Raw genomic sequence first — 23,979 nt, forward strand, 5'->3', positions numbered from 1 at the left:
CCGATGTCGAGCGACGATTTCAGCCTGCCCCAGCTCAGCGAGGGCGACCTGCCCTACGACGAGGGCGGTTCGGGTTCCGTGCGCGACGCGCCGACGAGCCCGAAGAGCGCGGCCGACCTCGAACAGGTCTTCGACGTGCCCGTGGTCGTCTCGGCGGTGCTGGGCTCGTCCCGCATGCCGATCGGCGACCTCCTGCGCCTCGGTCCCGGCGCCGTGCTCGAACTCGACCGCAAGGTCGGCGAGGCCATCGACGTGTTCGTCAACAACCGCCTCGTCGCCCGCGGCGAGGTCGTGCTGGTCGAGGAGCGCCTCGGCGTCACCATGACCGAGATCATCAAGAACGACCATTAAGGCCTCGTCCCACACTCGCCCTCATCCTGAGGCGGCGGGTGGGAGGCCTCCTATCGGGTCAGTACATCGTTTTCGGAGAAACCACGCCATGCGGCTGCTCATCGTCGGACGGCTCTCGGGCGAACTCGTCACCGCCTCCAAGATCGCCATGAACCGGGGGGCCTCGGTCACCCATGCGGACGGGATCGATCAGGGCCTCGCGGCCCTGCGCGCCAAGGGCGGCGACCTCGTCATGGTCGATGTCGGCCTCGACATCCGCCGGCTGGTGCAGGCGCTGTCCGACGAGCGCATCCGCACGCCGGTGGTGGCCTGCGGCATCGCCTCCGACGCCCGCGCGGCGGTGGCGGCGATCCAGGCGGGGGCCAAGGAGTACATCCCCCTTCCCCCCGATCCGGACATGATCGCGGCGGTGCTGGAGGCGGTGGCGGCGGATGCCCGCAGCTTCGTCTGGCGCGACCCCTCGATGGAGCGGGTGGTGCGGCTCGCCGAGCAGGTCGCCCGCTCGGAGGCCTCGGTGCTCATCACCGGCGAGAGCGGCACCGGCAAGGAGGTGCTGGCCCGCCACGTCCACGCCAAGTCGGGCCGGGCGAACCGCCCCTTCGTCTCGGTCAACTGCGCGGCGATCCCCGAGGCCCTGCTCGAATCCGAGCTGTTCGGCCACGAGAAGGGCGCCTTCACCGGTGCGGTCGCCCGGCGCGTCGGCCGATTCGAGGAGGCCAACGGCGGCACGCTGCTCCTCGACGAGATCTCCGAGATGGACGTGCGGCTGCAATCGAAGCTCCTGCGCGCCCTGCAGGAGCGGGTGATCGACCGGGTCGGCGGCGCCGCGCCCGTCAAGGTCGATATCCGCGTGCTCGCCACCTCGAACCGCAACCTCGCCGAGGAGGTGAGGAAGGGCACGTTCCGCGAGGATCTGTTCTACCGCCTCAACGTCGTGCACCTGCGCCTGCCGCCCCTGCGCGAGCGGCTGGCCGACATCCTCGAACTCGCCGCCCATTTCGCCCGCAAATACGCCGAGCTGAACGGGCTGCCGCTGCGGCCGCTCGCCCGGGAGGCGCAGGCGCTGGTCGCCCGCAACCCCTGGCGCGGCAACGTGCGCGAGCTGGAGAACACGCTCCACCGCGCGGTGCTGCTGGCGCATGGCGCCGAGATCGGCCCGGAGGCGATCCTGAGCCCGGAGGGCGAGTCGCTCGCCGCCCCACCGTCCTCGGGACCGGCCGAGCGGGCGGCGAGCGCCGCGGAGGCCGCCACCCGCGGGCTGGTCGGGCGCACCGTCGCCGAGGTGGAGCGCGACCTGATCCTCGACACCCTCGACCATTGCCTGGGCAACCGCACGCACGCGGCGCGCATCCTCGGCATCTCGATCCGGACGCTGCGCAACAAGCTCAACGACTATGTCGAGGCGGGCGTCACGGTTGCCGAGCCCGGCGGCGTGCGGGCGGTGGCGGCCTACGGTTGAGCCGCCCTCACCGCTTCTTGGCGAACTGCGCCTCGTACTCGGCGTTCTGGGCGCTGCGCGCCTGCTCGATCCTGCGCAGGGTCAGGAACCGGGCGATGTCGAACTCGACGTCGCGGATCGTCTCCTCGATCAGGTGGCGCTGGAGCAGGATGCGCGGATCGTCCGGGCCGAGGTTCTCGCGGTCCTGAAGCCGCTGCACCGCCTGCCGGACCACGGTGTAGACCTGCTCGCGCTCCTCCCGGCTCATGGACGGGGTGACGGCGCGGGCGATGAGGTCGGTGAAATCCGCCATGGGAGCCGGTCTTCGTCCCGGGCTCAGAGCCGGTTGTCGTTGATCGCCGCCGTCACCAGCGAGACCGAACTCCAGATCACGGTGAAGCAGAACAGCGCCGCGAACAGCGCGTAGAAGGGCGCCGGGTACTCGGAGTAGGTCGGCAGCAGCGGGGGCACGAAGGTCGCGAGGTAGATCTGCTGCTTGGCCGCCGCGATCCGGGCCCGGTCGAGGATCAGGCTCATCGAGGCGTTCAGCTTCTCCGCGACCGTCTGCTCGACCATCAGCCCCTCGTATTCGAGCAGGGCCTGGGTGAGGTTGTGCTCGGAATTGGTGACGATGCCGTCGGTGGTGAGGCGGCTCTGCAGATCCTTGATCTGGCCGTCGAGGGCGCCGACGGTGGCCACGAGCACCTGGATGCCGCGGGTCTTCTCGTCGAGCTTGGAGTCGCGCAGGACGCGCAGGTCGTTCTCCGCCTTGATCTTGTCCTTGCGCAGCAGCTCGATCGTGGTCATCGCCGTCTCGGCCGACTTCACCGGATCGATGATGCCCCAGCGGTTGCGGAATTCCTGCAGCGCGATCCGCGCCTGCTTGAGCCGCTCGGCCGACTGCTCCACCTCCCGCTTCGACTGGGCGATCATGTCGGCCTGGGCGCGGCGCGAGATGTCGTTGATCAGGGTCTCGGACCGGGCGATCACCTCCTTCGAGATGGCGACCGCATCCTCGGGCCTGAAGGCGCGCACGCGCAGGTGGATCACGCCCGAGACCACGTCGATGTGCGGAACCACGTGCTTGTGCCAGTAGCGCACCAGCTTCTCGATCGGCTGGCCCTCGCGGTAGCGGGCCCAGAAGTCGATCCCGTCCCGCGAGAACATCTTCTCGACGCCGAGCTCGGCATCGACGCCCTCGACCATCGGCCGGCTGGCGATGTAGTCGCGCAGGATGAAGCTGTCCTGGCTGTTGTGCTTGTGGATCAGGTCGGTGTGCAGGCCGAGATCGGCGCTGGCCATCGGCTCGACGTTGCCGCGCACCGCGAACTGCGACTCGACCATGTATTGCGGCGAGGCGATCACGAAGACGTAGAGCCCGATCACCGCCGTCGGCGCCAGCACGAACAGGGCGTAGCTGCGGAACAGCCGCTTCGCCATCCGCTCGGGCGGCCGGGCCTCCCGCGGCCGCAGGCCGGGCAGGCGGGTCCAGTCGAGGGTGCGGCGCGCCCGCTCCAGCGCGCCGCCGACGAGGGCGCGGCCCCGCCGCGGGGAGAGCGGCTCGATCGTCTCGGCATGGCGCCGCAGATCCGGCACGGAGCGCCGGGCCAGGTCCATGAGCGACTGAACGCTCGGGTTCGGCCGGACCCGGGTCTCCTGCTTGACCTCGTCGGACTTCATCGAATGGGGGCCCTCACGGATCCGCCGAAGCGCGCCCCTTCGACACCCAGGCCCGCGCGAAACAGGCTCGGGCAGGGCGCTCGGGGCGCGCTATCCCGTCTGCCGGTTCAGGTCACGTTCTTTTCGGCCCTTTTTAAGGCGCGGCGATCGGTCGGGATTGCGCCCCGGGCGGCGTGGCTGCGATACCGCCCCGGACACGGGGGGCGGCCCGAATCGATGCGGGCCGGTACGGGAGGCGTCTTGGGACGGCGGCAGGATCCGGGTGGGGCGCCTCGCACGGCCAAGGCGGGGTTTTCCGACCTCGTTCTGGTCTGCGGCAAGTGTGCCAAGCGACAGGGCGTGGCGCGCAAGCGGCTCGGCCGGGCCCTGAAGCGGGCCCTCGAGACGGATTCGGGCGGCAAGGGTCAGGCCAAGGATAAGGCCAAGGGCAAGGTGCGGGTGCTGGAGACGGGCTGCCTCGGCCCCTGCCCCAAGCGGATGCTGACGCTGGCCACGCCGCAATCCCTGGCGCGCCGCCGCGTCCTCCTGGTCGATCCGGCGCTCGACGCCCTCGGCCCCGGGGCGCTGGGCCTCGACCGCACGCCCTCGCCTCTCTCCGGCCCCGCCGCGGTGGCCGACCTGCCGGCCGGGCTTCCGCCCGACGGAGGGCGGGATGGCTGAGGCGCCGACCCGGAGCGGGAACGGGTGCGAAACGCCTCCCGCCGACCGGCCGCCGCGGCGCATCCTGAGCGCGCTGCTGCGCCGGCTGCCCCTCCTCGGCACGCTCGCCGGGCTGGGGCTCGGCGTCTGGCTCGTCGCCACCAACGACCTGACGGCGATCGGGGCGGCCTTCGGGCGGATCGGGCCGGCGGGACTCGCGGGCATCGTGCTGGCGCGGGCCCTCATCGTCGGGCTGTGCGGCCTCGCCTGGGCGCGCGTGCTCGCCGGCCTTCCGCCGGCGGGCCGCGCGGACGACGCGCCCGCGCGGCCCGTCGAGACCGGCGCCTTCGTGATCCTGCGCTTCGTGCGCGAGGGCGTGAACGTGCTGCTGCCGGTCGCCTCGGTCGGCGGCGAGGTGGTGGGCGGGCGCCTGCTGACCTTCTGGGGCGTCGCGGGCAGCCTCGCGGCGGCTTCGCTCCTGGCCGACATGCTGATCCAGGTCGCGACGCAGGTGGCCTTCACCGGGCTCGGCGCCGCTCTCCTCTGGCGGCTGCCGGGCGAGGCCGCGGCCTCGCTCGCCCGCTGGACGACCCAGGCCGCCGCGGTGGCGGTGGCGGCGGTGATCGCCTTCTTCGCCCTGCAGACCCTCGGGGCCGCCCGGGGGCTGGAACGGCGCCTCGCCGGCCTCGGGCGCCGCTTCCTGCGCTCGGCGGCGCCGGACGGGACGGGAGCGGAGGCGCCCGCGGCGCGTGCTCCCTCCGTGCAGGAGGCCCTCGACGCGGTCTGGGCGCGGGGCCGCCGCGGGCGCATCGCCCAGTCGGTCGCCCTGCACGCCGCCGCCTGGGCCCTCGGCGCGGCCGAGATCTGGATCGTGCTCGCCTGCATCGGGATCGAGGTCGGCCTGACCGAGGTGCTGGTGCTGGAATCGCTCTCCCAGGCGATCAAGTCGGCGGCCTTCCCGGTTCCGAGCGGGCTCGGGGTGCAGGAGGGCGGCTTCGTGGTGGTCGGCGCCCTGTTCGGGCTCGACGCGGGCACCGCCATCGCCCTGTCGCTCGCCAAGCGCGTCCCCGACGTGGCGCTCGGCCTGCCCTCGCTGATCGTCTGGCAGACCCTGGAGGCGAAGCGCGCGCAGGTGCTGGCACCGCGGTGAATCCGGGTTTCGAAAGGACGGGTCCTTTCGCGGGTCCAGGGCGGAGCCCTGGAGGAAGGCCGCCGCTCAGCCTTCGCCCGACACGAGCCAGCCCCGCATCGCCTCGAAGGCGCCGATGCCGGCGGCGAAGGCCGCCCGTCCCTCCGCTTCGGCCAGGCCGTCCAGCCGCTCCCGGAAGGCGCGCCAGAGCGGACCGGTCGCCGGCCCGCGGCCGGCATAGTAGGCGAGCGGCGCGGCCTGCCCGTGCAGCCGGGCGACGCGGCGGCCGATCACCGCGCCGCCGAGGGTCGAGCCTTCCAGCACGTAGAGCGCGCCGAGCGCCGCCCCCGCACCGTCGAGGCGGGGCGCGGCGGGCGCCGGCAGGGTGTCGAGGGCCGTCCCGTCGGGCGCGAGGGCGCAAAGGTCCGCGTCGAGGGCCGCGAGCCGCCTTCGGGGATCGAAGAAGGCCGGGTCGGCGAGCGCGGCGGCGATCGCCGGCTCGTAGGCGGCGTGGAAGCCGCGCAGGCGGGTCAGCAGATCCCGGTAGCCGGGCAGCGTCGCCACCCGCGCCTCCCAGTCGAGGTCGCGCTCCAGCGCCGCGTGCGCCGCGGCCGTGGCCTCCCGCAGGCGGGCGTGCAGGCTGTCGGTCAAGCAGGGCTCAGGCGTGGACGGTGAAGCAGGCGCCGTCGGCGTTCTCGACGTCGAGGCGGGCGCCGATCTGGTCGAGCATGGCGCGGATCAGCTTCATGCCGAGGCCGGTGCCCTGCGCCTTGGCGTTCTCCCAGCCCGGCGGCATGCCGATACCGTCGTCGCAGACCTTGAGGCGCACGGCGCCCTCCCCGGCCGCCACGGTGATGCTGACGCGCGCGCCCTTGTCGGGCCGCCCGGCATACTTGAACGCGTTGGTGACGAGTTCGGTGGTGATCAGCGAGAGCGCCACCGCGTGGCGGTAGGGCACCATCAGGCCGGGCTCGGCGGTCAGCTCCACGCTGTGTTCGTCGCCGGCCATGCCGGCGAGGTCGTTGCACAGGGCCTGGATGGTCTGGCCGAGATCGACCTGCTCCATGCTCTCGCCCTGGTAGAGGCTGTCGTGCACCCGCGCGACGCTCATCACCCGGGCCGAGGTCTCCGAGAAGGCCTGCCGGGCGCTCGGGTCGGAGATCTGGCGGCGCTGCATGTGCAGGAAGGCCGTGACGATCTGGAGCGAGTTCTTGACCCGGTGGTCGATCTCGCGGGTCAGCAGATCCTTCTGCTCCAGCAGGCGTTCCTTGTCGGCGAGCAGCCCCGTCAGCTCGTCGATCTTGCGGCGCTGGCGCAGCACCACGCCGTCGACGGCGTCGGCGAGCTGCGCGGCGAGTGCCACCTTCCAGGTCGCCCAGGGGGTGGAATGGCCGCGCCGCTCCTCGATCCAGCGCTCGAAGGAGCGCCGGGGCAGCACCGCCACCGGGCCGCTGCCCGGCAGGACGGGCTTGCGCGGGTCGCCGCCCCAGGTCACGGTGCTCGGCACTTCCGGCTTGAACCACAGCAGCAGGTGCTGGCGCGAGGTGCCGACGAAGGCGGCGAGCACGCCGCTGGCGATCTCGGTATAGGCGGCGGCCGGCGCGTGGTGCATCACCAGCGTGTCCGTCACGAAGGTGGTCTCGCCCGGCGGCAGCTCCGCCCGCAGCCAGCCGGTCAGCGCCCGCACCGCGTCTTCCGCGGGGGGCGTGCCGACGAGGCAGATGGCCTCGTCCGAGACGATGCCGGCGCCCGACGCCCCGAACAGGTCGAGCAGGGTCGGGTTGCCCTGGGTCAGCGCGGCCACGAAGTCGTCGGAACGGGTCAGGCCGCGCACCATCCGGCCCTGCACGTCGAGATGGCGCTGCCGCTCGCTCCACAGCGCCTTGCCCTCGATCTCCTGCACCCGCATGGCGAAGGCGTCGGTGAGCACGGTCGCCGCGGCCCGGGTCTCCGGCGCGACGTAGTGCGGCCGGCGATGGTGGCCGATCATCAGGCCCCAGAGCCGGTTCTCGACCATGATCGAGATCGACATCGAGCCGTCGACGCCGAGATTGCGCTGATATTCGAGGTGGATCGGCGAGAGCGTGCGGTTCTGGGCGAAGGTGAGGTCGATGGGGGCGTTGCCCGCGGCGCGGTCGGCCACCAGCGGCACCGGCACGCAGTCCCGGTCGATCACGAAGCGGCTCTTGGCCTTGGTGTAGAGGGCGCGGGCCTGGGCCGGGATGTCGGAGGCGGGGAAGCGCAGTCCGATCAGCGGGCGCTGCCAATCCGGCACCATGTCCTCGGCGATGGCCTCGCCGTTCCACTCCGCGTCGAAGCGGTAGACCAGCACGGATTCGAAGCCGGTCATCGCCCGGATCTCGAGGGCGGCGATCTGTGCCGCCTCCGTGAGGGTCTCGGCGGCCCGCAGCCGCATCATGGCGAGTTCGGTGTCGAGGGGGCTCGCCGCGAGGAAGTCCTCGGGCCGCTCCGGCGCCAGTTCCAGCTCGACGACGACCCGGCCGAGATGGGCGTGCGCCACCAGATGAAAGTGCTCGCCTCGCGGCGGCAAGGTGAGGGCGCGGCGCATGAGCCGCCCGTCGGTCAGGGTGTGGGCGGCCAGCCCGTCGCGGATCGCCGCGACGATCTCGGGCGGGAGCACCGCCTCCAGGCTGAGCCCGTTGGGCGGGAACTGCTCGGGCGCCAGCACGTCGGCGGCGTTGGCGCTGAAGGCCAGGATCTCGAGGCTCGCCGCATCGGCGGCGAGCATCACCGCGTTCGGCTGGATCGAGCCGGGGATGTGGATCGGCTCGCGCTCGCACAGGCTCGGATCGACCGGCTCGGCGCGGCTGCGCTGCGCGATCGCGGCGAGGACGGCCTCGCGTGAAGGGCCGCCGACGATCTGCTCCAGGGGGCTGATCGTCAGCCAGACGCGCCCGCCCGCGCCGGTGCGCAGGCCGATGCGCGCCCGCACGGGGGCGGGGATGCGGCCGAACACGAACTCGAACGTCTGGTCGCCCGAGCCCCGGCGTACGGTCCCGAGGAAGCGCCCGTAGAAGCCGGGCACGTTGGTGCTCGGCACGAGGTCGCGGAAGAAGTTGCGCCCGATCATCGCTTCGGACGGCAGACCGCACAGCACCTCCGCCGCACGATTGAAGGAGAGCACCTGCCCGGCGCCGTCGAGGGCGAGAATGCCCGCGCCGCATTCGTCCCGCTGCTCGGGCGACAGCGCATCGAGATCGACCGAGGGGTCGATCGGGGCGTCCTTCCGCCCCTCGGCGTGCATCTGCGACGGATCGACCATTACGGAAGCCGGTATGCCTGCCGCGGCCCGGTTGTGCAATGCCACGGCGGCCTTTGTCCCCGATTCGGATTGCGGAAAAGACGGGCCAAGTCCCTGTCAGATCCACACTTTGTCTGAAACCATACAATCCCCGCGACACGGTGCGCAGCCTCCGCCGCCCCGTTCGGGGCAGCGGCGGTCGGGCTCCCGCGCAGGGGCCGGGACGTGCTCGGCGGGTCATGCCCGGGGCAGCCGGCCCGCGAGATCGGAGAGCGCGGTTCCGAGCCCTTCCTCCAGGGCCGGGTGGTAGAACGGGCGGTCGCGCAGGCGCCGCAGGTCGAGCCCGTCCTGCACCGCGTAGGCGAGGATGTGGCCGAGATGCTCCGCCTCCGGGCCGATCAGTTCGGCGCCGGCGAGGCGCCCGTCGGCTTCCGCGTAGAGGCGGATGCCGCCCTGGGCCCGGTCCATCACCTGCGCCCGGCCCTGGTCGCAGAAGTCGGCACGGCCGACGACGTGGCCGGCATCCGGATCGAAACCATTGCCGATCACGGCGATCTGCGGCTGGCTGAACACCATGGCGAGCGCGACCCAGCGCTCCGGCCGCTCGGCGCCCTCCCCTTTCGCGATCCGTGCGGCGTTGCGGCCGGCGATGCGGCCCTGCCGGTTCGCCTCGTGCAGCACCGGGCGGTCGGCGTTGGCGTCCCCGGCGATCAGGATGCGGGTTCCCTCGCACAGGAGCGAGCGGGCGTCGTAGGCGGGGCTTCCCCGGTCGTCGAGCCGGGCGCCGGTCCGATCGAGGCCGATCCCGTGCAGGTTCGGCGGGCGGCCCGCGGCGGCGAGCACCCGGGCGAAGGTCTTTTCTTCCTCGCCCCCGGCGCCACGCCAGCCGAGATGGACGCCCTCGCCGTCCGGCGCGCCGGATTCCACCTTGGCGCCGAGATGCAGGTCGAAGCTCCGCGAAAAGATCGCGCGGGCCGCCGCCTTCAGGTCGGGGTCGCTCAGGCCCCCGAGGCTGTCGCCGGGATCGAACACGCTCGTCGCCACCCCGAGCCGGGCCATTCCCTGCGCGAGTTCCAGCCCGACCGGGCCGGCGCCGAGCACGGCGAGCGAGGGCGGCAGGTCCTCGATCTCGAACACGGTGTCGGTGGTGAGCACCCGGGCGCCGAGGCCCTGCAGCGGCTCGGGCACGCTCGGGCTGGAGCCGGTCGCCAGCACCGCCGCCTTGAAGCGCAGGCGGGTGTGGTCGTCGATGCGCAGGAGGTCCGGTCCCTCGAAGACCGCCCGGCCCGTCAGGCGCGATTCCTCCGGCAGCGTGTCCAGCCCCTCGAAGACGGAGGCCACGAAGCGGTCGCGCAGGTGCCGCATCCGGCCGAGCACCGCGCGGCCGTCGACGCGCACCGGGCCGGCATGGATGCCGAGACGGTGCGCCTCGCGGGCGTCCTGCGCGGCCTCGGCCGCGGTGATCAGGAGCTTCGAGGGCATGCAGCCGACCCGGGCGCAGGTGGTGCCGCCGGGGCCCTGCTCGATCAGCACGGCCTTCGCGCCCCCAGCGAGCGCGGCCCGGTGGGCGGCGATGCCGGCGGTGCCGGCACCGATCACCGCGACGTCGCAGGCGATGTCCCGCATCGCCTCAGGCCGCCATGGTGAGGACGGCGCCGCCGTCGACGCGCAGGTTCTCGCCGGTGACGAAGCTCGCCTGCTCCGAGCAGAGGAAGGCCACCGCCGCGGCGACCTCGTCCGCCCGGCCGCGGCGCCTGGCCACCATGCCGGGGCGCTTCTCCGCGAGGAAGCTCTCGATCGCCTCGTCGAAGGAGACGCCGAGGTCCTCGGCGCGCTTCTCCATCATCGCGTCGGTCATCGGCGTGGCCACGAAGGCGGGCGCCACCGAGTTCACCAGCACGCCGTCCGGCCCGTAGGCCTTGGACAGGCCCTTGGTCAGGTTCATCAGGCCGGCCTTGGCGGCGCAGTAGGGCAGTTCCTCGACATAGGGCTGCACCGCGTCCTCGGAGGTGAAGAACACGATCCGCCCCCATTTCTGCGCGCGCATGCCGGGAATGAAGGCGCGGGCGACGCGGACCGAGGCCATCAGGTCGGCCTGGATGGTCGACATCCAGCCCGCGTCGTCGATGTCGAGGAAGTCGCCGGTGGCGCCGGTGACGCCGGCGGCGTTGACGAGGATGGCGGGCTGTTGGCCGAAGGCCGCGTCGGCGAAGTCGCGCAGCTTGCGCGCGCCCGCGTCGCCGGCGAGGTCCGCTTGGCAGGCCTTCACCGCGCCGAGGGGGCTGAGCCGGCCGGCCGCCTCTTCGAGTTCCTTCTCCTTCACGTCGGAAAGGACGACCTTCACGCCCTCGCGCAGCAGGTACTCCGCGCTCGCGTAGCCCATGCCGGAAGCGCCGCCGGTGATCACCGCGACGCGACCGCTGATGCCGAGATCCATGAATCGCCCTTTTTCGGTTGTCGGCGTCCGGTTCGACCGTCCGGTGTCGGCGCGGCGACCTTTCGATAAAGCCGCGTGCCAACGGAGGGCATGGGGGATCGTTCCCCTCCGGTCCGGGCCTGCGGCGATCCGACCGGTTTCGGGCGGGATCGGCGGCGGGCGCCGCACGTCGCGAGGTGGTCGCCCCCGAGAAAACCTTTGCGCGGACCGTCGCCGCGCGGCACGGGCCCGCCACTGGACGATGGAGGATCGCCGAGCCCACGAGGCGATGGGGTTCGCGGAGGGCTGGGGCTCTGCGCCGATCAGCTCACGGAGGTGGTGAAGGGGTTAGGCTGACGGCTTCCGGAAAACCCTCCCCCCTCTTCCGCAGAGGGGAGAGGGGGGGATGCGCGGTGATTGTCGCGTCATACCATCCGGTCGATGCGTTCGGCCTGTCCTCACGTCCTTGCGAGGCGAAGCCGTGGCCATCCAGGGCGCGGCCTTTCCGGATCTGTCGCACCCTGGATCGCTTCGCGGCCGCGCGCGAGGACGGCGTGGGGCCAAACCCGAAGCGATCGATCGGAAACGGTATGATCTGTCCTCAGGCGGCCTCGCCCAGGCACCACGCCAAAATCCCCTTCTGCGCGTGCAGACGGTTCTCGGCCTCGTCGAACACGACCGATCGCGGGCCGTCGATCACCTCGGCCGTGACCTCCTCGCCGCGATGCGCCGGCAGGCAGTGCATGAAGATCGCGTCCTTGGCCGCCGCTTTCATCAGGGCCGCGTCGACCCGGTAGGGCGAGAGCAGGTTGTGGCGGAAATGCTCGTCGTCGTCGCCCATGGAGACCCAGCAGTCGGTGACCACCGCGTCCGCCCCCTCGACCGCCGCGTAGGCGTCGGTGGTGGCGTTGACGCGCGCGCCCTCGCGCTCGGCCCAGGCGACGAGCGCCGGCGGCATCGCCAGCTCGTTCGGCGCGGCGACGTTGAGGGTGAAGTCGAACCGGGCGGCGGCGTGGACCCAGCTCGCCAGCACGTTGTTGGCGTCGCCCGACCACGCGACGGTGCGGCCCCTGATCGGCCCGCGATGCTCCTCGAAGGTCAGCACGTCGGCCATGATCTGGCAGGGATGCGAGACCTTGGTCAGGGCGTTGATCACCGGCACGGTGGCGTGCTCGGCCAGTTCCACCATCAGGGTGTGGTCGAGGGTGCGGATCACGATCGCGTCGACGAAACGCGAGAGGACGCGGGCGGTGTCGGCCACCGTCTCGCCGCGGCCGAGCTGCATCTCCTTGCCCGTCAGCATCAGGGTGTCGCCGCCGAGTTCGCGCATGGCCACGTCGAAGGAGACGCGGGTGCGGGTCGAGGGCCGGTCGAACACCATCGCCAGCATCTTGCCGGTGAGCGGTCGCTCCGCCGCACGCCGGCCCTTCACCCGTGCGCGCTTCATCGCGGCGGAGGCGTCGAGGACGCCGCGCAGGGTCTGCGCGGAAAAGTCCTTCAGGTCGAGGAAGTGGCGGACATGCGGGCCGCTGCCGTTCAGAGTGGTGGTCATCTCGATATCTTCGCTCGCGGTGCTGCCTCAAGCAGCGCCGCGCATCTGCGCCTCCAGATCGGTCGCCGCGGCTTCGAGTCGGGCCACGGCCTCGTCCACTTCCGCTTCGCCGACGATCAGCGGCGGAAGCAGGCGGACCACGTTGTCGCCGGCCGGGATCACCAGCAGGTGCCGCGCGCGGGCGGCCGCCGTGAACGCGGCGTTCGGCAGGTTGAGCTTCAGGCCCCGCATCAGCCCCTGCCCGCGCAACTCGGCGAAGACGTGGGGATGGCGGTCGATCAGGCCCGCGAGTTTCTGGGTCAGCAGCAGGCCCATGCGCTCGACATGGGCGAGGAAGCCGTCGCCCAGCACCACGTCGAGCACGGCGTTGCCCACCGCCATGGCGAGCGGGTTGCCGCCGAAGGTGGTGCCGTGGGTGCCGGCCGTCATGCCGCGGGCGGCCTCGGCGGTGGCGAGGCAGACGCCGAGCGGGAAGCCGCCGCCGATGCCCTTGGCCGCGCTCATGATATCGGGGGTGACCCCCGACCATTCGTGGGCGAAGAACTTTCCGGTGCGCCCGACGCCGGTCTGCACCTCGTCCATGACGAGGAGCAGGCCGTGCGCGTCGCACAGGGAGCGCAGGCGGCGCAGCATCTCGCCGGGAATCACCCGCAGGCCGCCCTCCCCCTGGATCGGCTCGATCATCAGGGCGGCGGTCTCCGGCCCGATCGCGGCCTCGAGGGCCGTGAAGTCGCCGACCGGCACCTGATCGAAGCCCTCCACCTTCGGGCCGAAGCCCTCGATGTATTTCTGCTGGCCGCCGGCCGCGATGGTCGCGAGCGTGCGGCCGTGAAAGGCGCCCTCGAAGGTGACGATGCGGTAGCGCTCGGGGTGGCCGCCGGCCGCGTGATACTTGCGCGCCGTCTTGATGGCGGCCTCGTTGGCCTCGGCGCCGGAATTGGCGAAGAAGGCGACGTCGGCGAACGTCGCGTCCACGAGCCGCCGGCCGAGCCGTTCGCCCTCCGGGATCTGGAACAGGTTCGAGGTGTGCCAGAGCTTTTGCGCCTGCGTCGTCAGCGCCTCGACGAGGTGCGGATGCGCGTGGCCGAGGGCGTTGACGGCGATGCCGGCGCCGAAATCGAGGTAGCGGTCGCCGTCCTCGGCGACCAGCCATGCGCCCGCGCCTCGCTCGAAGGCGATCGGGGCGCGGGCGTAGGTCGGCAGCAGGGCGGAGGTCACGCGGGTCCGTCTCCTCGGGCTCGATCCAGGGGAAGTCGCCAAAAGAAAGTGCCGCCTCGGGGGACGGGCGGCACGCGCGCGATTACTAAGAAAAGGGGCGCTCCTGTCAATCTCGGGAGCGGAGGCGACAGGGCCATCGCTCGAAGCCGCGTCCGTGGCTTCGCGGCGCGAAGAGCATCGAGCGGAGCGAGAGCCCAAGGGGCCGAGATGTCCGCGGAAGCCGGCGCCGGCGACCGAGGCCTGCAAAAAATCGGGGCGAGCGCTTCAAGCGATCGCCCTGCGGAGGCGACGGCATTGATTCGCAACGCGCCGGTGCCGTCCGGCACAAGGCTTTTCGGGGTCAGGCCCGCTGCAGCCGCGCCGATCCCGTCGGCGAGCGGCCGATGATCTTGCGGAAGGTCCGGCCCATCCGCCGCGCATCCGGGAAGCCCGCGCGGGTGGCCGCCTCGCTGAGCGAGACCGTGCCGGAGCGGATCAGCGACTGGGCCAGGGTCACGCGCTCGCGCAGCACGTACTGGTAGGGCGTCACGCCGAAGCTGCCCTTGAAGGCGCGCACGAAGTAGCCCTCGCTCAAGCCCGCCGTCTCGGCCATCTCGCGCAGCGAGAGCGGCGTGCCGATGCGCGCGGCGACGAGGTCGCGCACGCGCCGCGCCTGCCGGTGGCTCAGCACCGCGCTCCTGCGCGGGGCCAGGGCCGACAGAGCGCCGGAGGCGCGCAGAACCGCGAGCGCCACGCTGTCGACCAGGAGCGCGTCCGCGGCGCTGTCGTGGCCGCTCGCCTCCTGCCCCAGGGCGGCCAGCAGGTGGGACACGGTCATCCGCTCGGCGAGGTCGCAGGTGACCGCATCGATGGGGAGGTGAGAGAGCGACGCCTCGGTCATCCGCTCCACCGCCGCCGGCATGAAGGCGAGGTAGCGCCCGCGGCACGGCCCGCTCCAGCGCGTCGAGCCGGCATAGCCGGGCCCGCGCAGCACGAAGGCCTCGCCGGTGTGCTCGTCGCGCCTCCCGTTCCCGGTGGGGGCGCCGCCGCTGAAGGTGAGCGTGGTCCGGCGCAGGCCGTGCCAGCCGCCGTGCCACGTGCCGACGAGGAGGCCGTCGATCCGGTGCGTGCTGCGGCCCGCCGCCTCGTAGGCGAAATCGAGGAAGGCGATGCCGTCGAGACCGCTGGCCGGGATCTGTCCGAGGATCGCGTCGGGCGGGGCGCTGAGTTCACCCTGCACGGAGGCGTTGACGAACGGAACGCTCATCGGCCGCTTCGGTCTCCTCGGTCGTTCGCGCTTGCGTTGCGCGCATCGTCATCCCTGCCGTGCTCCCGCTCCCGGGGCGCGCGGCCATGCCGAAAGGTCGGCCCATCGAAACAGTTCATCGGCCGCTCCTGTTCCCTCGGGTCCACGGTGGACGGCGAACGGGGCAGGGCGGCACGGGAGGACGAGGCTCGGCCGGCGCAGGGCCGGAGAGCCCCGCGGAAGCGGTGGGGTCGGGCGCTTCCGCGGGAGGGCGAAGCCTTTGCGAAGGCTTACTTGCCGAGGAGGCCGCCGAGCAGGCCGCCCACCGCGCCGAGCACGGTGTCGAGCGTGCCGCCGACGAGGCCGCCCACCTGATCGATCACGCCGGACACGGCGCCGAGTTCCTGGCTGAGGTCGAGTTCCACGCCGACGCCGAGAGACAGACCGCCGCCGACCTGATCCAGCTCCGCGGCGTTCAGCTCACGGATGGTGCCAATGTTCTGCTGCATGTTATTCTCCTCTTCGTCCATGCGATATTGGAAGATCGTTCTATATTTGTGTCTTCCTGTGGAATAAGAGCGGCGTTGCTGCGCTGCTCTGCTGGATAAGGTACGGATATTATTCCGGCAGGCAACCCGGCCTGCACTTACGGTTTCGGAACCGATCGGGATGGAAACGCGCGGATGGCCATATCTTGCTCTCCAAAACCGCTGCCGGTGGCCGTGGAAGCGTTGCAGCAATCGCCCGTGGGTGATTTCATGCGTTCGCTCTACGCCTTTCGGCGGTCCCGTGAGGCTGGCCGAGCGGACCGCCCGACCGGCGCCGGGCTGGGGAGCAAAAATTGACCTGGCCCGTCCCGGGAAGGTCCTTCGATCTTGGGCATCGGGTAAAAAGTTGAAATTATTGCGGATTATGACATCCATGCGTCAGAATATCGCACATCGCCGGATTGTCGCAGGCCCGGGGGAGGCTCGGCTTTGAACGCGCCGCTGTTCCGTCACGAGGTCGTCGAGGCGCGCCGGAGCGCGTGGCTCGGCGAGGCCCAGGTGATGCAGCCGCTGCCCGTTCGCGTGGTGGTCGGGCTCTGCCTCGCCTTCGTCGTCCTGGTCGGCCTCTACGCCTGGCTCGGCAGCTACACCCGCCGCGTCCATGCCGAGGGGATGCTCGCCCCCGATATCGGCCTCATCACCGTGGCGAGCCCGCTCGCCGGGCGGGTCAGCGCGTCGGGCGTCAAGGAGGGCGACCGGGTCGAGCGCGGGCAGCTTCTCTTCTCGATCGATCTCGACGCGGTCTCGGCGAGCGGGCCGACCCAGGAGCGGGTGATCGCCCAGCTCGGCCGGCAGAGGGAGAGCGTCGAGCGACAGCGCGCCGCCCGCGCCGCCATGGCCGAGGCCGAGAAGGAGGGGCTGAGGGAGCAGATCGCCAACCTGGAAGCGCAGCGCGCCAAGATCGAGGAGCAGCTCGCGCTCCAGGAGAAGCTCGTGCCCCCGCTCAAGACCCGCGCCGACGAACTCGCCGACCTCGTGACGCGGGGCTTCGCCCGCGCGGCCGACTTCCAGAGCCAGAACTACCTCTACCTCCAGGCCACCTCGCAGCTCGCGCAGTTCCGCCAGGGCGGGCTCCAGGTCGAGGGCAAGCTCGGGGATCTGAAGGCCAAGCTCTCGACCTTCGACGAGACGCTGGCGCGCGACCTGGCCGAACTCGACCGCAGCGCCGCCCAGCTCGAACAGCAGCGGGCCGAGAGCGAGGCGCGCCGCGCCATCGAGGTGCGCTCCCCTGAGCGCGGCATCCTCACCTCGATCCGCGCCCAGGCCGGGCAGACGGTGGCGGCGGGCGCGAGCCTGCTCACCCTGCTGCCGAGCGACGGGCGGATGCAGGCCAACCTGTTCGTCGATTCCTCGGCCATCGGCTTCATCGAACCCGGCGCCAGCGTGATGCTGCGCTACGCCGCCTTCCCGTTCCAGCGCTTCGGCCTGCACCGGGGCACGGTGACCGAGGTGACCCGCGCGCCGCTCGAAGGCGACGGCAGCGCCCAGCCGGAGGCGGCGAGGGACGCGGCCAAGAATGCGGGGAACGGCGGGGTCTACCGCATCATCGTGCGGCCGGACGAGAACAGCGTGACGGCCTACGGCGAGCAGCGCCGGCTCGAGGCCGGCATGCGGGTCGAGGCCGACATCGCGCTCGAAAAGCGCGCGCTCTACCGATGGCTCCTCGACCCCCTCTACCACGTCAAGCGCAGCGTCGATCTCGTCACGCAAGGAGGGGAGCGTTGAGCCTGCTGTCGGATCTTCAGTTCGGGTTCCGGCGGCGCCTGCCGGTCCTGCTCCAGGCCGAAGCCGCCGAGTGCGGCATGGCCTGCCTCGCCATGGTGCTGGGCTATCACGGCCGTCAGGTCGATCTCGGCACCCTTCGCGCCCGCCATGCCCTCTCGCTGAAGGGCATGACGCTGCGCAACCTGATGGACCTGTCGGGGACCCTGGGGCTCACGACCCGGGCGCTGCGGGTGGAACTCACCGATCTCGGTCGCCTGCGCCTGCCCTGCATCCTGCATTGGGGGCTCAACCACTTCGTCGTGCTGGCGCGTGTCGGGCGCCGGGAGATCGTGATCCACGATCCCGCCCGCGGGCGCCGGACCTTGAGTCTCGCGGAGGCCTCGCGGGAGTTCACCGGCGTCGCCCTGGAGGTGGCGCCGAACCAGAGCTTCGTGCGGGAGAAGGCGGCGCGGGGGCTCGCCCTGTCCGACCTGTTCCGGGGCATGGCCGGCATCCGCTCGGCCATGGCGCAGATCCTGGTCCTGTCCTTCGGGATCGAACTCGTGGCGATCCTGATGCCGATCGCCTCGCAGATCGTCATCGACGAGGTGATCGTCAACGGCGATCTCGACCTGCTGCTGGTGGTGGCGATCGGCCTCGCCCTGCTGCTGGCGCTGCAACTGGGGCTGGGCATCGCCCGAAGCTGGGCGATCATGCTCACCGGGACGGGGCTGAACTACCAATGGTCGGGCTCGCTGTTCGACCACCTCTCCCGTCTGCCGCTCGACTACTTCCAGAAGCGGCATGTCGGCGACGTGATCTCGCGCTTCGGCACGCTCGCCACGATCCAGAAGGGCATCACCACCGACCTCGTCCAGGCGCTGCTCGACGGGCTGATGTCGATCGGCATGCTGATCATGCTGTTCCTCTACGGCGGCTGGCTCGCTTTTGTGGCGCTGGCCGCCACCGCGCTCAACGCCGGACTGCGGATCGCCGCCTACAAGGCCTACCGCGAGGGCACCGAGGAAGCGATCGTCGCGGAGGCGCGCCAGCAGAGCCACTTCATCGAGACCGTGCGCGGCATGGCGAGCGTCAAGCTCCTGAACCTGCGCGAGCGCCGCCGCGGCACCTGGATGAACCAGTTCGTCCAGGCGCTGAACGCCCGGCTGCGGCTGCAAAGGCTCGACCTCGTGTTCGGGCGCGGCAACGAGTTCCTGTTCGGCGCCGACCGGCTGATCCTGCTGGTGCTCGGGGCCCGCGCCGTGATCGACCAGTCGATGACGCTCGGCATGCTGGTGGCCTTCCTGGCCTATCGCGACCAGTTCTCGACCCGCATCGGCAACCTGATCCAGTCGGGCTTCCAGTTGCGGATGCTCAACGTGCAGACCGACCGCCTCTCGGACATCGTGATGACCGAGCCGGAGGAGGCCGCCGCACCGAGCCCCGCGGCCGTGACGCCGGTGGCGGCACCCGCCCTCCTCCCCGCCGGGGAACGGCCGCCGGCGCGTGGCGCGGCCTTGCGTGCGGTCGGGCTGTCCCTGCGCTACGGCGACGACGAGCCCTGGGTGTTCCGCAACCTCGGCCTGGAGGTGCCGCCGGGCCTGAGCCTGGCCGTCACCGGCCCCTCGGGCTGCGGCAAGAGTTCGATGATGAAGATCCTGATGGGCTTGGTTGCGCCGAGCGAGGGGGCGGTGCTGGTCGACGGGCGCGACATCCGCGCCGGCGGCCTGGCCGCCTACCGCGCCCGCATCGCCGGCGTCATGCAGGACGACGGCCTGTTCGCCGGCTCGATCGCCGAGAACATCGCCTGCTTCGACGAGCGGCCCGATCCCGGCTGGATCCGCGAATGCGCCGCCCGCGCCGCGATCCTCGACGACATCGCCCGCACGCCGATGGGCTTCGAAACGCTGGTCGGCGACATGGGCTCGACCCTCTCCGGCGGCCAGCGCCAGCGGGTGATCCTGGCCCGCGCCCTCTACCGGCGCCCGGAGATTCTCTTTCTGGACGAGGCGACGAGCGCGCTCGACGAGCCGACGGAAGCGGTCATCGCCGCTTCCCTGCGCGACCTGAAGATGACCCGGGTCATCGTCGCCCACCGCCCTGCCACCGTGGCCCATGCCGACCTGCGCTACGATTTCGCCGCCGACGCGCCGCGGGTCGTGGCGCAGGCGGCGGAGACCGCCGGTTGAGGCGGGCTCCGTTGCCTCTCCCCCCTTGCGAGTCGCCCCGCGCCCGTGCTCAGAGCCCCGCAGCATCATGCGGGAGACGGCGATGAACTCGGTCAAGGAACGTCTGGAGGCGCTCGGCCTGAAGTTGCCGAAGGCCGCGGCGCCGGTCGCGAACTACGTGCCCTACGTCCGCACCGGCAACCTCGTCGTCATCTCCGGCCAGATCTGCTTCGGGCCGGACGGCACCCTCGATCCCGCCCACAAGGGCAAGCTCGGCGCCGAGGTCTCGGCCGAGCAGGGCGTGGCGGCGGCCCGGCTCTGCGCCCTCAACGTGCTCGCCCAGGTCCAGGCGGCGGTGGGCGATCTCGACCACGGCGTGGTGCAATGCGTGCGGCTCGGCGGCTTCATCAACGCGGTGCCGAGCTTTGCCGGCCTCGCCCCGATCATGAACGGCGCCTCCGACCTGATGGTCGAGATCCTCGGCGATCGCGGCCGTCACGCCCGCTCGACGGTGGGCGTGGCCGAACTTCCCCTCGACGCGGCGGTCGAGGTCGAGGCGATGTTCGAGGTCGCGTGAGCGCGCCGGCGACCCCGCGGGCGCCGGACTGGCTCACCGCCCGTCCGATCGCCCATCGCGGCCTGCACGACCGCGCGAACGCCATCCCCGAGAACACGCTGGCCGCGGCCGAGGCCGCGGCGGCGGGCGGCTACGCCATCGAGTGCGACGTGCAGCTCAGCGCCGACGGCGAGGCGATGGTGTTCCACGACGAGGCGCTGGGCCGCCTCACGGAGGCCACCGAATCCGTGGGGTCGCGCACGGCGGCACAACTCGGCACGCTCGCCGTCGCCGGCACGCCGGAGCGCATCCCGACCCTGCCGGATTTCCTTCGAAGAATCGCCGGGCGGGTTCCCGTGATCGTCGAGATCAAGTCGCGCTTCGACGGCGACCGGCGCCTTACCCGCCGCACCGCCGAGATCGTCGCCGGCCTCGACGCGCCGGTGGCGCTGAAATCCTTCGATCCCGGCATCGTCGCGACGCTCGCCGAAATCGCCCCGAACATCCCCCGCGGCATCGTCGCGGAGGCGAGCCAGGACGATCCGGAATACGCGAAGCTGACGCCCTCGGCCCGGGCCGAGTTGTCGGGCCTGCTCCATCTGCATGTGAGCCGCCCGCACTTCCTGTCCTGGCGCGTCGACGACCTGCCGGGGCCGGTGCCCTATCTCTGCCGCCGGCTCGGCGACATGCCGGTGATGGCCTGGACCGTGCGCACCGACGCGCAGCGGGCGCTCGCCCGCGCGCACGCCGACCAGATGGTGTTCGAGGGGTTTCGCCCCTGACCGGGATTTCGAAAGGGCGAGCCCTTGTCGGAGCCTGTTTGACTGCGGTGATCCCATCTCGCCCCTCATCCTGAGGTGCCGCGCAGCGGCCTCGAAGGGTGTTCCAGCTCCCGCGCGATTCCTGGAGCACCCTTCGAGGCCTCCGCTGTGCTCCGGCCCTGTGTTTGTGGGATGATTCGAGTTGGGGATGTCGACCCGTGCTCTGCCCTCGGCCGCGGACTTTGAACATTACTTGACTTGAATTTCATACGGCATCCGCTTGATCGCTTCGGGTTTGGCCACCCTCCGTCCTCGCGAGCGGCCGCGAAGCGATCCAGGGCGCGACAGGTCCGGAAAGGGCGCGCCCTGGATCGCCACGGCTTCGCCTCGCGATGACGCAGGAGAGGCCGAACTCATCAACCGGAGTATCGTATCAACCGGATACTGTATCATTCGATTTTTGCAAAAATGCACATCGCCCCGGTGGCTTCGGCTGCCTTTCGCCGAACGGAAGCTGTCTGCCGACCGCTCGGCATATCGTGCCGGGGAAGCCGAGCGGGCACTTCCGCGCCGTCGCGATTGCTTCGGCTTCGCCTCGCACGATGACGGCAAGCGTGACCCGCATCGTCATGGCGAACCCTGGCGCCTCTACCGCGTACCCTCCGGCCGTTCCGACGAGTCCTTCTTTTCCGTCGTCGCCTCGGGCTTCCCCAGAAACTCGGCGAGGTAGCCCTTCCACAGGCCGGCGAAGCGTAAGGATTGGTGGCCATGGGTTTCGGGCGAGGTCGGCACCAGCACGAAGCGGCCGTCCTTCACCCGGGCCATGGCGCCGTTCATCACGTCGAGCTGGGGTGGGTTCAATTCGTCGTCGGCGAAGTTCACCGCGAGTACCTTGGCGGTGATCTTCTCGAGGTTCGGCGAGGGGTCGTAGTCGTAGGAGGAGTCGAACCAGTACATCCAGTCGTTGGCGTCGGCCTTGTTGTCGTAGCCGGCGATCATCCGGTCGTAGGCCTTGTCGGCCGCCGCGCGGGTCGGGGCCTGCTTCTGCAGGCCGAGCACGCTCTCGGTCATGATGTCGAAGATCGGCAGGATGCGCCCGAAATGGCGCGGCTGCTCGGTGTACGCGCCGCCCTTCCAGTCGGGATCGGTGCGGATGCCCTCGATCAGCAGGCGCCGCCACAGGGCGTTGCGCCCGCTCACCGGAATCGGCTGGCTCGCCACCGCCATCAGCAGGTCCATGCTGCCGGGATAGCGCTCGCCCCACATCCAGGCCTGCATCCCGCCCATGGAGGTGCCGAGGACGAGGCGCAGGTGCTTGACCCCGAGCGCCTCGGTGACGACCCGGTGCTGGCCCTCGACGACGTCACCGTACCCGTAGCGGGGAAAGCGCGCCCTCAGCCCGTCGGAGGGCTTCGAGGACCCGCCGCGGCCGAGCCCGTCGGGCAGGATCACGTACCAGCTTTTGGCGTCGAGCGGCGCGCCCTCGCCGAACAGCTCCGGCCCGAGCGTCGGGATCAGGAAGCTCCTGCCCGTGCCGGTGGTGCCGTGCAGGACGAGCACCGCGTTGTCGATCTCGCCGTCGGCGCCGCGATGGGGCGTGCCGAGGGTGGTGTAGTGCAGCTTGACCTTGTCCAGCTTCTCGCCGCTGGCGAACGTGAAGGTCTCGACGACGTGGTCGCCCTCCCGCTGCTCGGGATAGACGGCCGGTGCGGCGATCGCCGGCGCCGGGGCGAGGCCGGCGGCGAGCGGCGTCAGGGTCATCGCGGCGGCCAGCGACGCCGTGCGGAGCGTGGGGATCCGGCCACCTGTCCAACCGCCCATCAAGCGTTCTCCTCGATCCATCCGAACGAGCGTTCCACCGCCCGGCCCCAGCCGGCGAAGAGGGTGCGCCGTTCTTCCGCCTCGATCCGCGGATGCCAGCGTCTGTCCACGGCCCAGTTGTCGCGAAGATCTTCGAGCGTTCGCCAGAAGCCCGTGGCGAGGCCTGCGGCGTAGGCCGCGCCCAGGGCCGTCGTCTCCGAAACCTTCGGGCGCAGGGTCGGCCGGTCGAGGATGTCGGCCTGGAACTGCATCAGCAGGTCGTTGACGGTCATGCCCCCGTCGCAGCGCAGTTCGGCGAGGGAAAAACCGGAATCGCGCTCCATCGCCTCCAGCACCTCGCGGGTCTGGTAGGCGGTGGCCTCCAGGCAGGCGCGGGCGATGTGGGCCCGGTTGGCGTAGCGGGTCAGGCCGATGATCAGGCCGCGGGCGTCGTCGCGCCAGTGCGGCGCGTAGAGGCCGGAGAACGCCGGTACCACGTAGACGCCGCCATTGTCCTCGACGCTGCGGGCGAGCCCCTCGATCTCGCCCGACGCGCGGATCAGGCCGAGATTGTCGCGCAGCCACTGCACCAGGGCGCCGGTGATGGCGATGGAACCTTCCAGCGCGTAGGCCGGGGGGCGCCCGTCGAGCCTGTAGGCCACGGTGGTGACGAGCCCGGCCGAGGAGGCGACGGGCTCGGGGCCGGTGTTCATCAGCGCGAAGCAGCCGGTGCCGTAGGTGTTCTTGGCCTCGCCCGCGTCGAAGCAGGTCTGCCCGAACAGGGCGGCCTGCTGGTCGCCGAGGATGCCGCCGAGCGGCACGCCGGGGAACGGGTCGCGGGTCTCGCCGAGCACGGCGCTGGACGAGACGATCTTCGGGAGCACCGCGCGCGGAATCCGGAACACGCCGAGCATGGCCTCGTCCCAGTCGAGGCTTTCGAGCGACATCAACTGGGTGCGGCTGGCATTGGTCGCGTCGGTGACGTGCAGGCCGCCCTGCGGACCGCCGGTGAGGTTCCAGACGAGCCAGGAATCGACCGTGCCGAACAGGGCGCCGCCGTCCTCCGCCTTGGCGCGGGCGCCCTCGGCATGGTCGAGCAGCCACGCGAGCTTGGAGGCGGAAAAATAGCTCGCCAGCGGCAGGCCGGTGACCGCGCGGAAGCGGTCGCGCCCGCCGTCGCGGGCGAGCGCCGCCACGTGCCGGTCGGTGCGGGTGTCCTGCCAGACCAGGGCGTTGTGCAGCGGTTCGCCGGTGGCCCGGTCCCACAGCAGCGCCGTCTCGCGCTGGTTGGTGAGGCCGATGGCGGCGAGATCCCGCGGCGCCAGCCCGGCCCGGGCCAATCCCTCGCGCATCACCGCGTGGGTGTTGCGCCAGATCTCCCGCGGGTCGTGCTCGACCCAGCCGGGACGGGGAAAGATCTGCTCGTGCTCGCGCTGGGCCTGTGCCAGGATCGTGCCCCGGCGGTCGAACACGATGAAGCGCGTGCTCGTGGTGCCCTGGTCGATCGCCCCGACCGCATCCGGCATGGCGTC

General features: G+C 71.4%; 20 protein-coding genes and 1 pseudogene. 9 read left to right on the forward strand and 12 right to left on the reverse strand.

Annotated elements, in window-relative coordinates; translation table 11 throughout:
- Positions 1-3: 3 nt before the first annotated feature.
- Both fliN and PGN25_02535 read left to right on the forward strand, forming a co-directional pair.
- Positions 4-351, forward strand: a complete 348-nt coding sequence (gene fliN, locus PGN25_02530; protein MEH3116500.1) for a flagellar motor switch protein FliN — start codon at positions 4-6, stop codon at positions 349-351.
- Between the two features lie 88 nt (positions 352-439).
- Positions 440-1,810, forward strand: a complete 1,371-nt coding sequence (locus PGN25_02535; protein MEH3116501.1) for a sigma-54 dependent transcriptional regulator — start codon at positions 440-442, stop codon at positions 1,808-1,810.
- A gap of 7 nt (positions 1,811-1,817) precedes the next feature.
- Here the strand turns inward: PGN25_02535 and PGN25_02540 are convergent, their stop codons facing one another.
- The gene (locus PGN25_02540) at positions 1,818-2,102 is read right to left on the reverse strand and encodes a hypothetical protein (protein MEH3116502.1); all 285 of its coding nucleotides are present in this window, start codon (positions 2,100-2,102) and stop codon (positions 1,818-1,820) included.
- A 23-nt stretch (positions 2,103-2,125) separates the two neighbouring features.
- Positions 2,126-3,469 (reverse strand): capsule biosynthesis protein, encoded by a 1,344-nt coding sequence (locus tag PGN25_02545; protein ID MEH3116503.1) that lies wholly within the window; start codon positions 3,467-3,469, stop codon positions 2,126-2,128.
- Positions 3,470-3,709: 240 nt separating this feature from the next.
- Between PGN25_02545 and PGN25_02550 the strand changes: the two genes are divergently transcribed.
- Together PGN25_02550 and PGN25_02555 are read left to right on the forward strand one after the other, a co-directional pair.
- Complete coding sequence (locus PGN25_02550) at positions 3,710-4,129, forward strand: (2Fe-2S) ferredoxin domain-containing protein (GenBank protein MEH3116504.1); 420 nt, start codon at positions 3,710-3,712, stop codon at positions 4,127-4,129.
- A complete protein-coding gene (locus PGN25_02555; protein ID MEH3116505.1) occupies positions 4,122-5,258 on the forward strand; it encodes a lysylphosphatidylglycerol synthase domain-containing protein in 1,137 nt (378 codons plus the stop codon). The genes PGN25_02550 and PGN25_02555 overlap by 8 nt, the downstream gene beginning before the upstream one ends.
- Positions 5,259-5,324: 66 nt before the next feature.
- Here the strand turns inward: PGN25_02555 and PGN25_02560 are convergent, their stop codons facing one another.
- The 4 genes from PGN25_02560 to PGN25_02575 form a co-directional block, all read right to left on the reverse strand.
- Positions 5,325-5,888 (reverse strand): biliverdin-producing heme oxygenase, encoded by a 564-nt coding sequence (locus PGN25_02560; GenBank protein MEH3116506.1) that lies wholly within the window; start codon positions 5,886-5,888, stop codon positions 5,325-5,327.
- Between the two features lie 7 nt (positions 5,889-5,895).
- On the reverse strand, positions 5,896-8,520 hold the full coding sequence (locus PGN25_02565; protein ID MEH3116507.1) for a GAF domain-containing protein: 2,625 nt from the start codon (positions 8,518-8,520) through the stop codon (positions 5,896-5,898).
- 216 nt (positions 8,521-8,736) lie between these two features.
- Entirely contained in the window at positions 8,737-10,125 is a 1,389-nt protein-coding gene (locus PGN25_02570; protein MEH3116508.1) for a dihydrolipoyl dehydrogenase, read from the reverse strand.
- A 4-nt stretch (positions 10,126-10,129) separates the two neighbouring features.
- Complete coding sequence (locus PGN25_02575) at positions 10,130-10,936, reverse strand: SDR family oxidoreductase (GenBank protein ID MEH3116509.1); 807 nt, start codon at positions 10,934-10,936, stop codon at positions 10,130-10,132.
- 220 nt (positions 10,937-11,156) lie between these two features.
- Here PGN25_02575 and PGN25_02580 point away from each other — a divergent pair.
- A pseudogene (locus PGN25_02580) lies at positions 11,157-11,272 on the forward strand (polyketide cyclase).
- A 244-nt stretch (positions 11,273-11,516) separates the two neighbouring features.
- Here the strand turns inward: PGN25_02580 and argF are convergent.
- From argF to PGN25_02600, 4 genes are all read right to left on the reverse strand, one after another.
- On the reverse strand, positions 11,517-12,467 hold the full coding sequence (gene argF / locus PGN25_02585; GenBank protein ID MEH3116510.1) for an ornithine carbamoyltransferase: 951 nt from the start codon (positions 12,465-12,467) through the stop codon (positions 11,517-11,519).
- Between the two features lie 27 nt (positions 12,468-12,494).
- The gene (locus PGN25_02590) at positions 12,495-13,685 is read right to left on the reverse strand and encodes an aspartate aminotransferase family protein (protein ID MEH3116511.1); all 1,191 of its coding nucleotides are present in this window, start codon (positions 13,683-13,685) and stop codon (positions 12,495-12,497) included.
- Between the two features lie 340 nt (positions 13,686-14,025).
- Positions 14,026-14,931 (reverse strand): AraC family transcriptional regulator, encoded by a 906-nt coding sequence (locus PGN25_02595; GenBank protein MEH3116512.1) that lies wholly within the window; start codon positions 14,929-14,931, stop codon positions 14,026-14,028.
- A gap of 269 nt (positions 14,932-15,200) precedes the next feature.
- Positions 15,201-15,419, reverse strand: a complete 219-nt coding sequence (locus PGN25_02600) for a hypothetical protein (protein ID MEH3116513.1) — start codon at positions 15,417-15,419, stop codon at positions 15,201-15,203.
- A gap of 468 nt (positions 15,420-15,887) precedes the next feature.
- Here PGN25_02600 and PGN25_02605 point away from each other — a divergent pair, with 468 nt between their 5' ends.
- From PGN25_02605 to PGN25_02620, 4 genes are all read left to right on the forward strand, one after another.
- Positions 15,888-17,183, forward strand: coding sequence for an HlyD family efflux transporter periplasmic adaptor subunit (locus PGN25_02605; protein ID MEH3116514.1), 1,296 nt, complete (start codon positions 15,888-15,890; stop codon positions 17,181-17,183).
- Positions 17,180-19,351 (forward strand): peptidase domain-containing ABC transporter, encoded by a 2,172-nt coding sequence (locus tag PGN25_02610; GenBank protein MEH3116515.1) that lies wholly within the window; start codon positions 17,180-17,182, stop codon positions 19,349-19,351. The genes PGN25_02605 and PGN25_02610 overlap by 4 nt, the downstream gene beginning before the upstream one ends.
- A gap of 82 nt (positions 19,352-19,433) precedes the next feature.
- The gene (locus tag PGN25_02615; GenBank protein MEH3116516.1) at positions 19,434-19,907 is read left to right on the forward strand and encodes a RidA family protein; all 474 of its coding nucleotides are present in this window, start codon (positions 19,434-19,436) and stop codon (positions 19,905-19,907) included.
- Entirely contained in the window at positions 19,904-20,668 is a 765-nt protein-coding gene (locus tag PGN25_02620; protein MEH3116517.1) for a glycerophosphodiester phosphodiesterase family protein, read from the forward strand. The genes PGN25_02615 and PGN25_02620 overlap by 4 nt, the downstream gene beginning before the upstream one ends.
- Positions 20,669-21,295: 627 nt before the next feature.
- On the opposite strand, the gene PGN25_02625 is transcribed toward PGN25_02620, so the two are convergent.
- Together PGN25_02625 and glpK are read right to left on the reverse strand one after the other, a co-directional pair.
- Positions 21,296-22,468, reverse strand: coding sequence for an alpha/beta fold hydrolase (locus PGN25_02625; protein MEH3116518.1), 1,173 nt, complete (start codon positions 22,466-22,468; stop codon positions 21,296-21,298).
- Entirely contained in the window at positions 22,468-23,973 is a 1,506-nt protein-coding gene (gene glpK, locus PGN25_02630; protein ID MEH3116519.1) for a glycerol kinase GlpK, read from the reverse strand. The genes PGN25_02625 and glpK overlap by 1 nt, the downstream gene beginning before the upstream one ends.
- Positions 23,974-23,979: the final 6 nt, after the last annotated feature.

This window comes from Methylorubrum populi (assembly GCA_036946625.1).
In the GTDB taxonomy this organism is placed as follows: domain Bacteria; phylum Pseudomonadota; class Alphaproteobacteria; order Rhizobiales; family Beijerinckiaceae; genus Methylobacterium; species Methylobacterium populi_C.

Excerpts from the sequence above, each read along its gene's own strand:
- fliN (MEH3116500.1), top strand. The coding sequence starts at position 4 with ATGTCGAGCGACGATTTCAGCCTGCCCCAGCTCAGCGAGGGCGACCTG.
- PGN25_02535 (MEH3116501.1), top strand. The coding sequence starts at position 440 with ATGCGGCTGCTCATCGTCGGACGGCTCTCGGGCGAACTCGTCACCGCC.
- PGN25_02540 (MEH3116502.1), bottom strand. The coding sequence starts at position 2,102 with ATGGCGGATTTCACCGACCTCATCGCCCGCGCCGTCACCCCGTCCATG.
- PGN25_02545 (MEH3116503.1), bottom strand. The coding sequence starts at position 3,469 with ATGAAGTCCGACGAGGTCAAGCAGGAGACCCGGGTCCGGCCGAACCCG.
- PGN25_02555 (MEH3116505.1), top strand. The coding sequence starts at position 4,122 with ATGGCTGAGGCGCCGACCCGGAGCGGGAACGGGTGCGAAACGCCTCCC.
- PGN25_02565 (MEH3116507.1), bottom strand. The coding sequence starts at position 8,520 with ATGGTCGATCCGTCGCAGATGCACGCCGAGGGGCGGAAGGACGCCCCG.
- PGN25_02570 (MEH3116508.1), bottom strand. The coding sequence starts at position 10,125 with ATGCGGGACATCGCCTGCGACGTCGCGGTGATCGGTGCCGGCACCGCC.
- PGN25_02575 (MEH3116509.1), bottom strand. The coding sequence starts at position 10,936 with ATGGATCTCGGCATCAGCGGTCGCGTCGCGGTGATCACCGGCGGCGCT.
- argF (MEH3116510.1), bottom strand. The coding sequence starts at position 12,467 with ATGACCACCACTCTGAACGGCAGCGGCCCGCATGTCCGCCACTTCCTC.
- PGN25_02595 (MEH3116512.1), bottom strand. The coding sequence starts at position 14,931 with ATGAGCGTTCCGTTCGTCAACGCCTCCGTGCAGGGTGAACTCAGCGCC.
- PGN25_02600 (MEH3116513.1), bottom strand. The coding sequence starts at position 15,419 with ATGCAGCAGAACATTGGCACCATCCGTGAGCTGAACGCCGCGGAGCTG.
- PGN25_02615 (MEH3116516.1), top strand. The coding sequence starts at position 19,434 with ATGAACTCGGTCAAGGAACGTCTGGAGGCGCTCGGCCTGAAGTTGCCG.
- PGN25_02625 (MEH3116518.1), bottom strand. The coding sequence starts at position 22,468 with ATGGGCGGTTGGACAGGTGGCCGGATCCCCACGCTCCGCACGGCGTCG.
- glpK (MEH3116519.1), bottom strand. The coding sequence starts at position 23,973 with ATGCCGGATGCGGTCGGGGCGATCGACCAGGGCACCACGAGCACGCGC.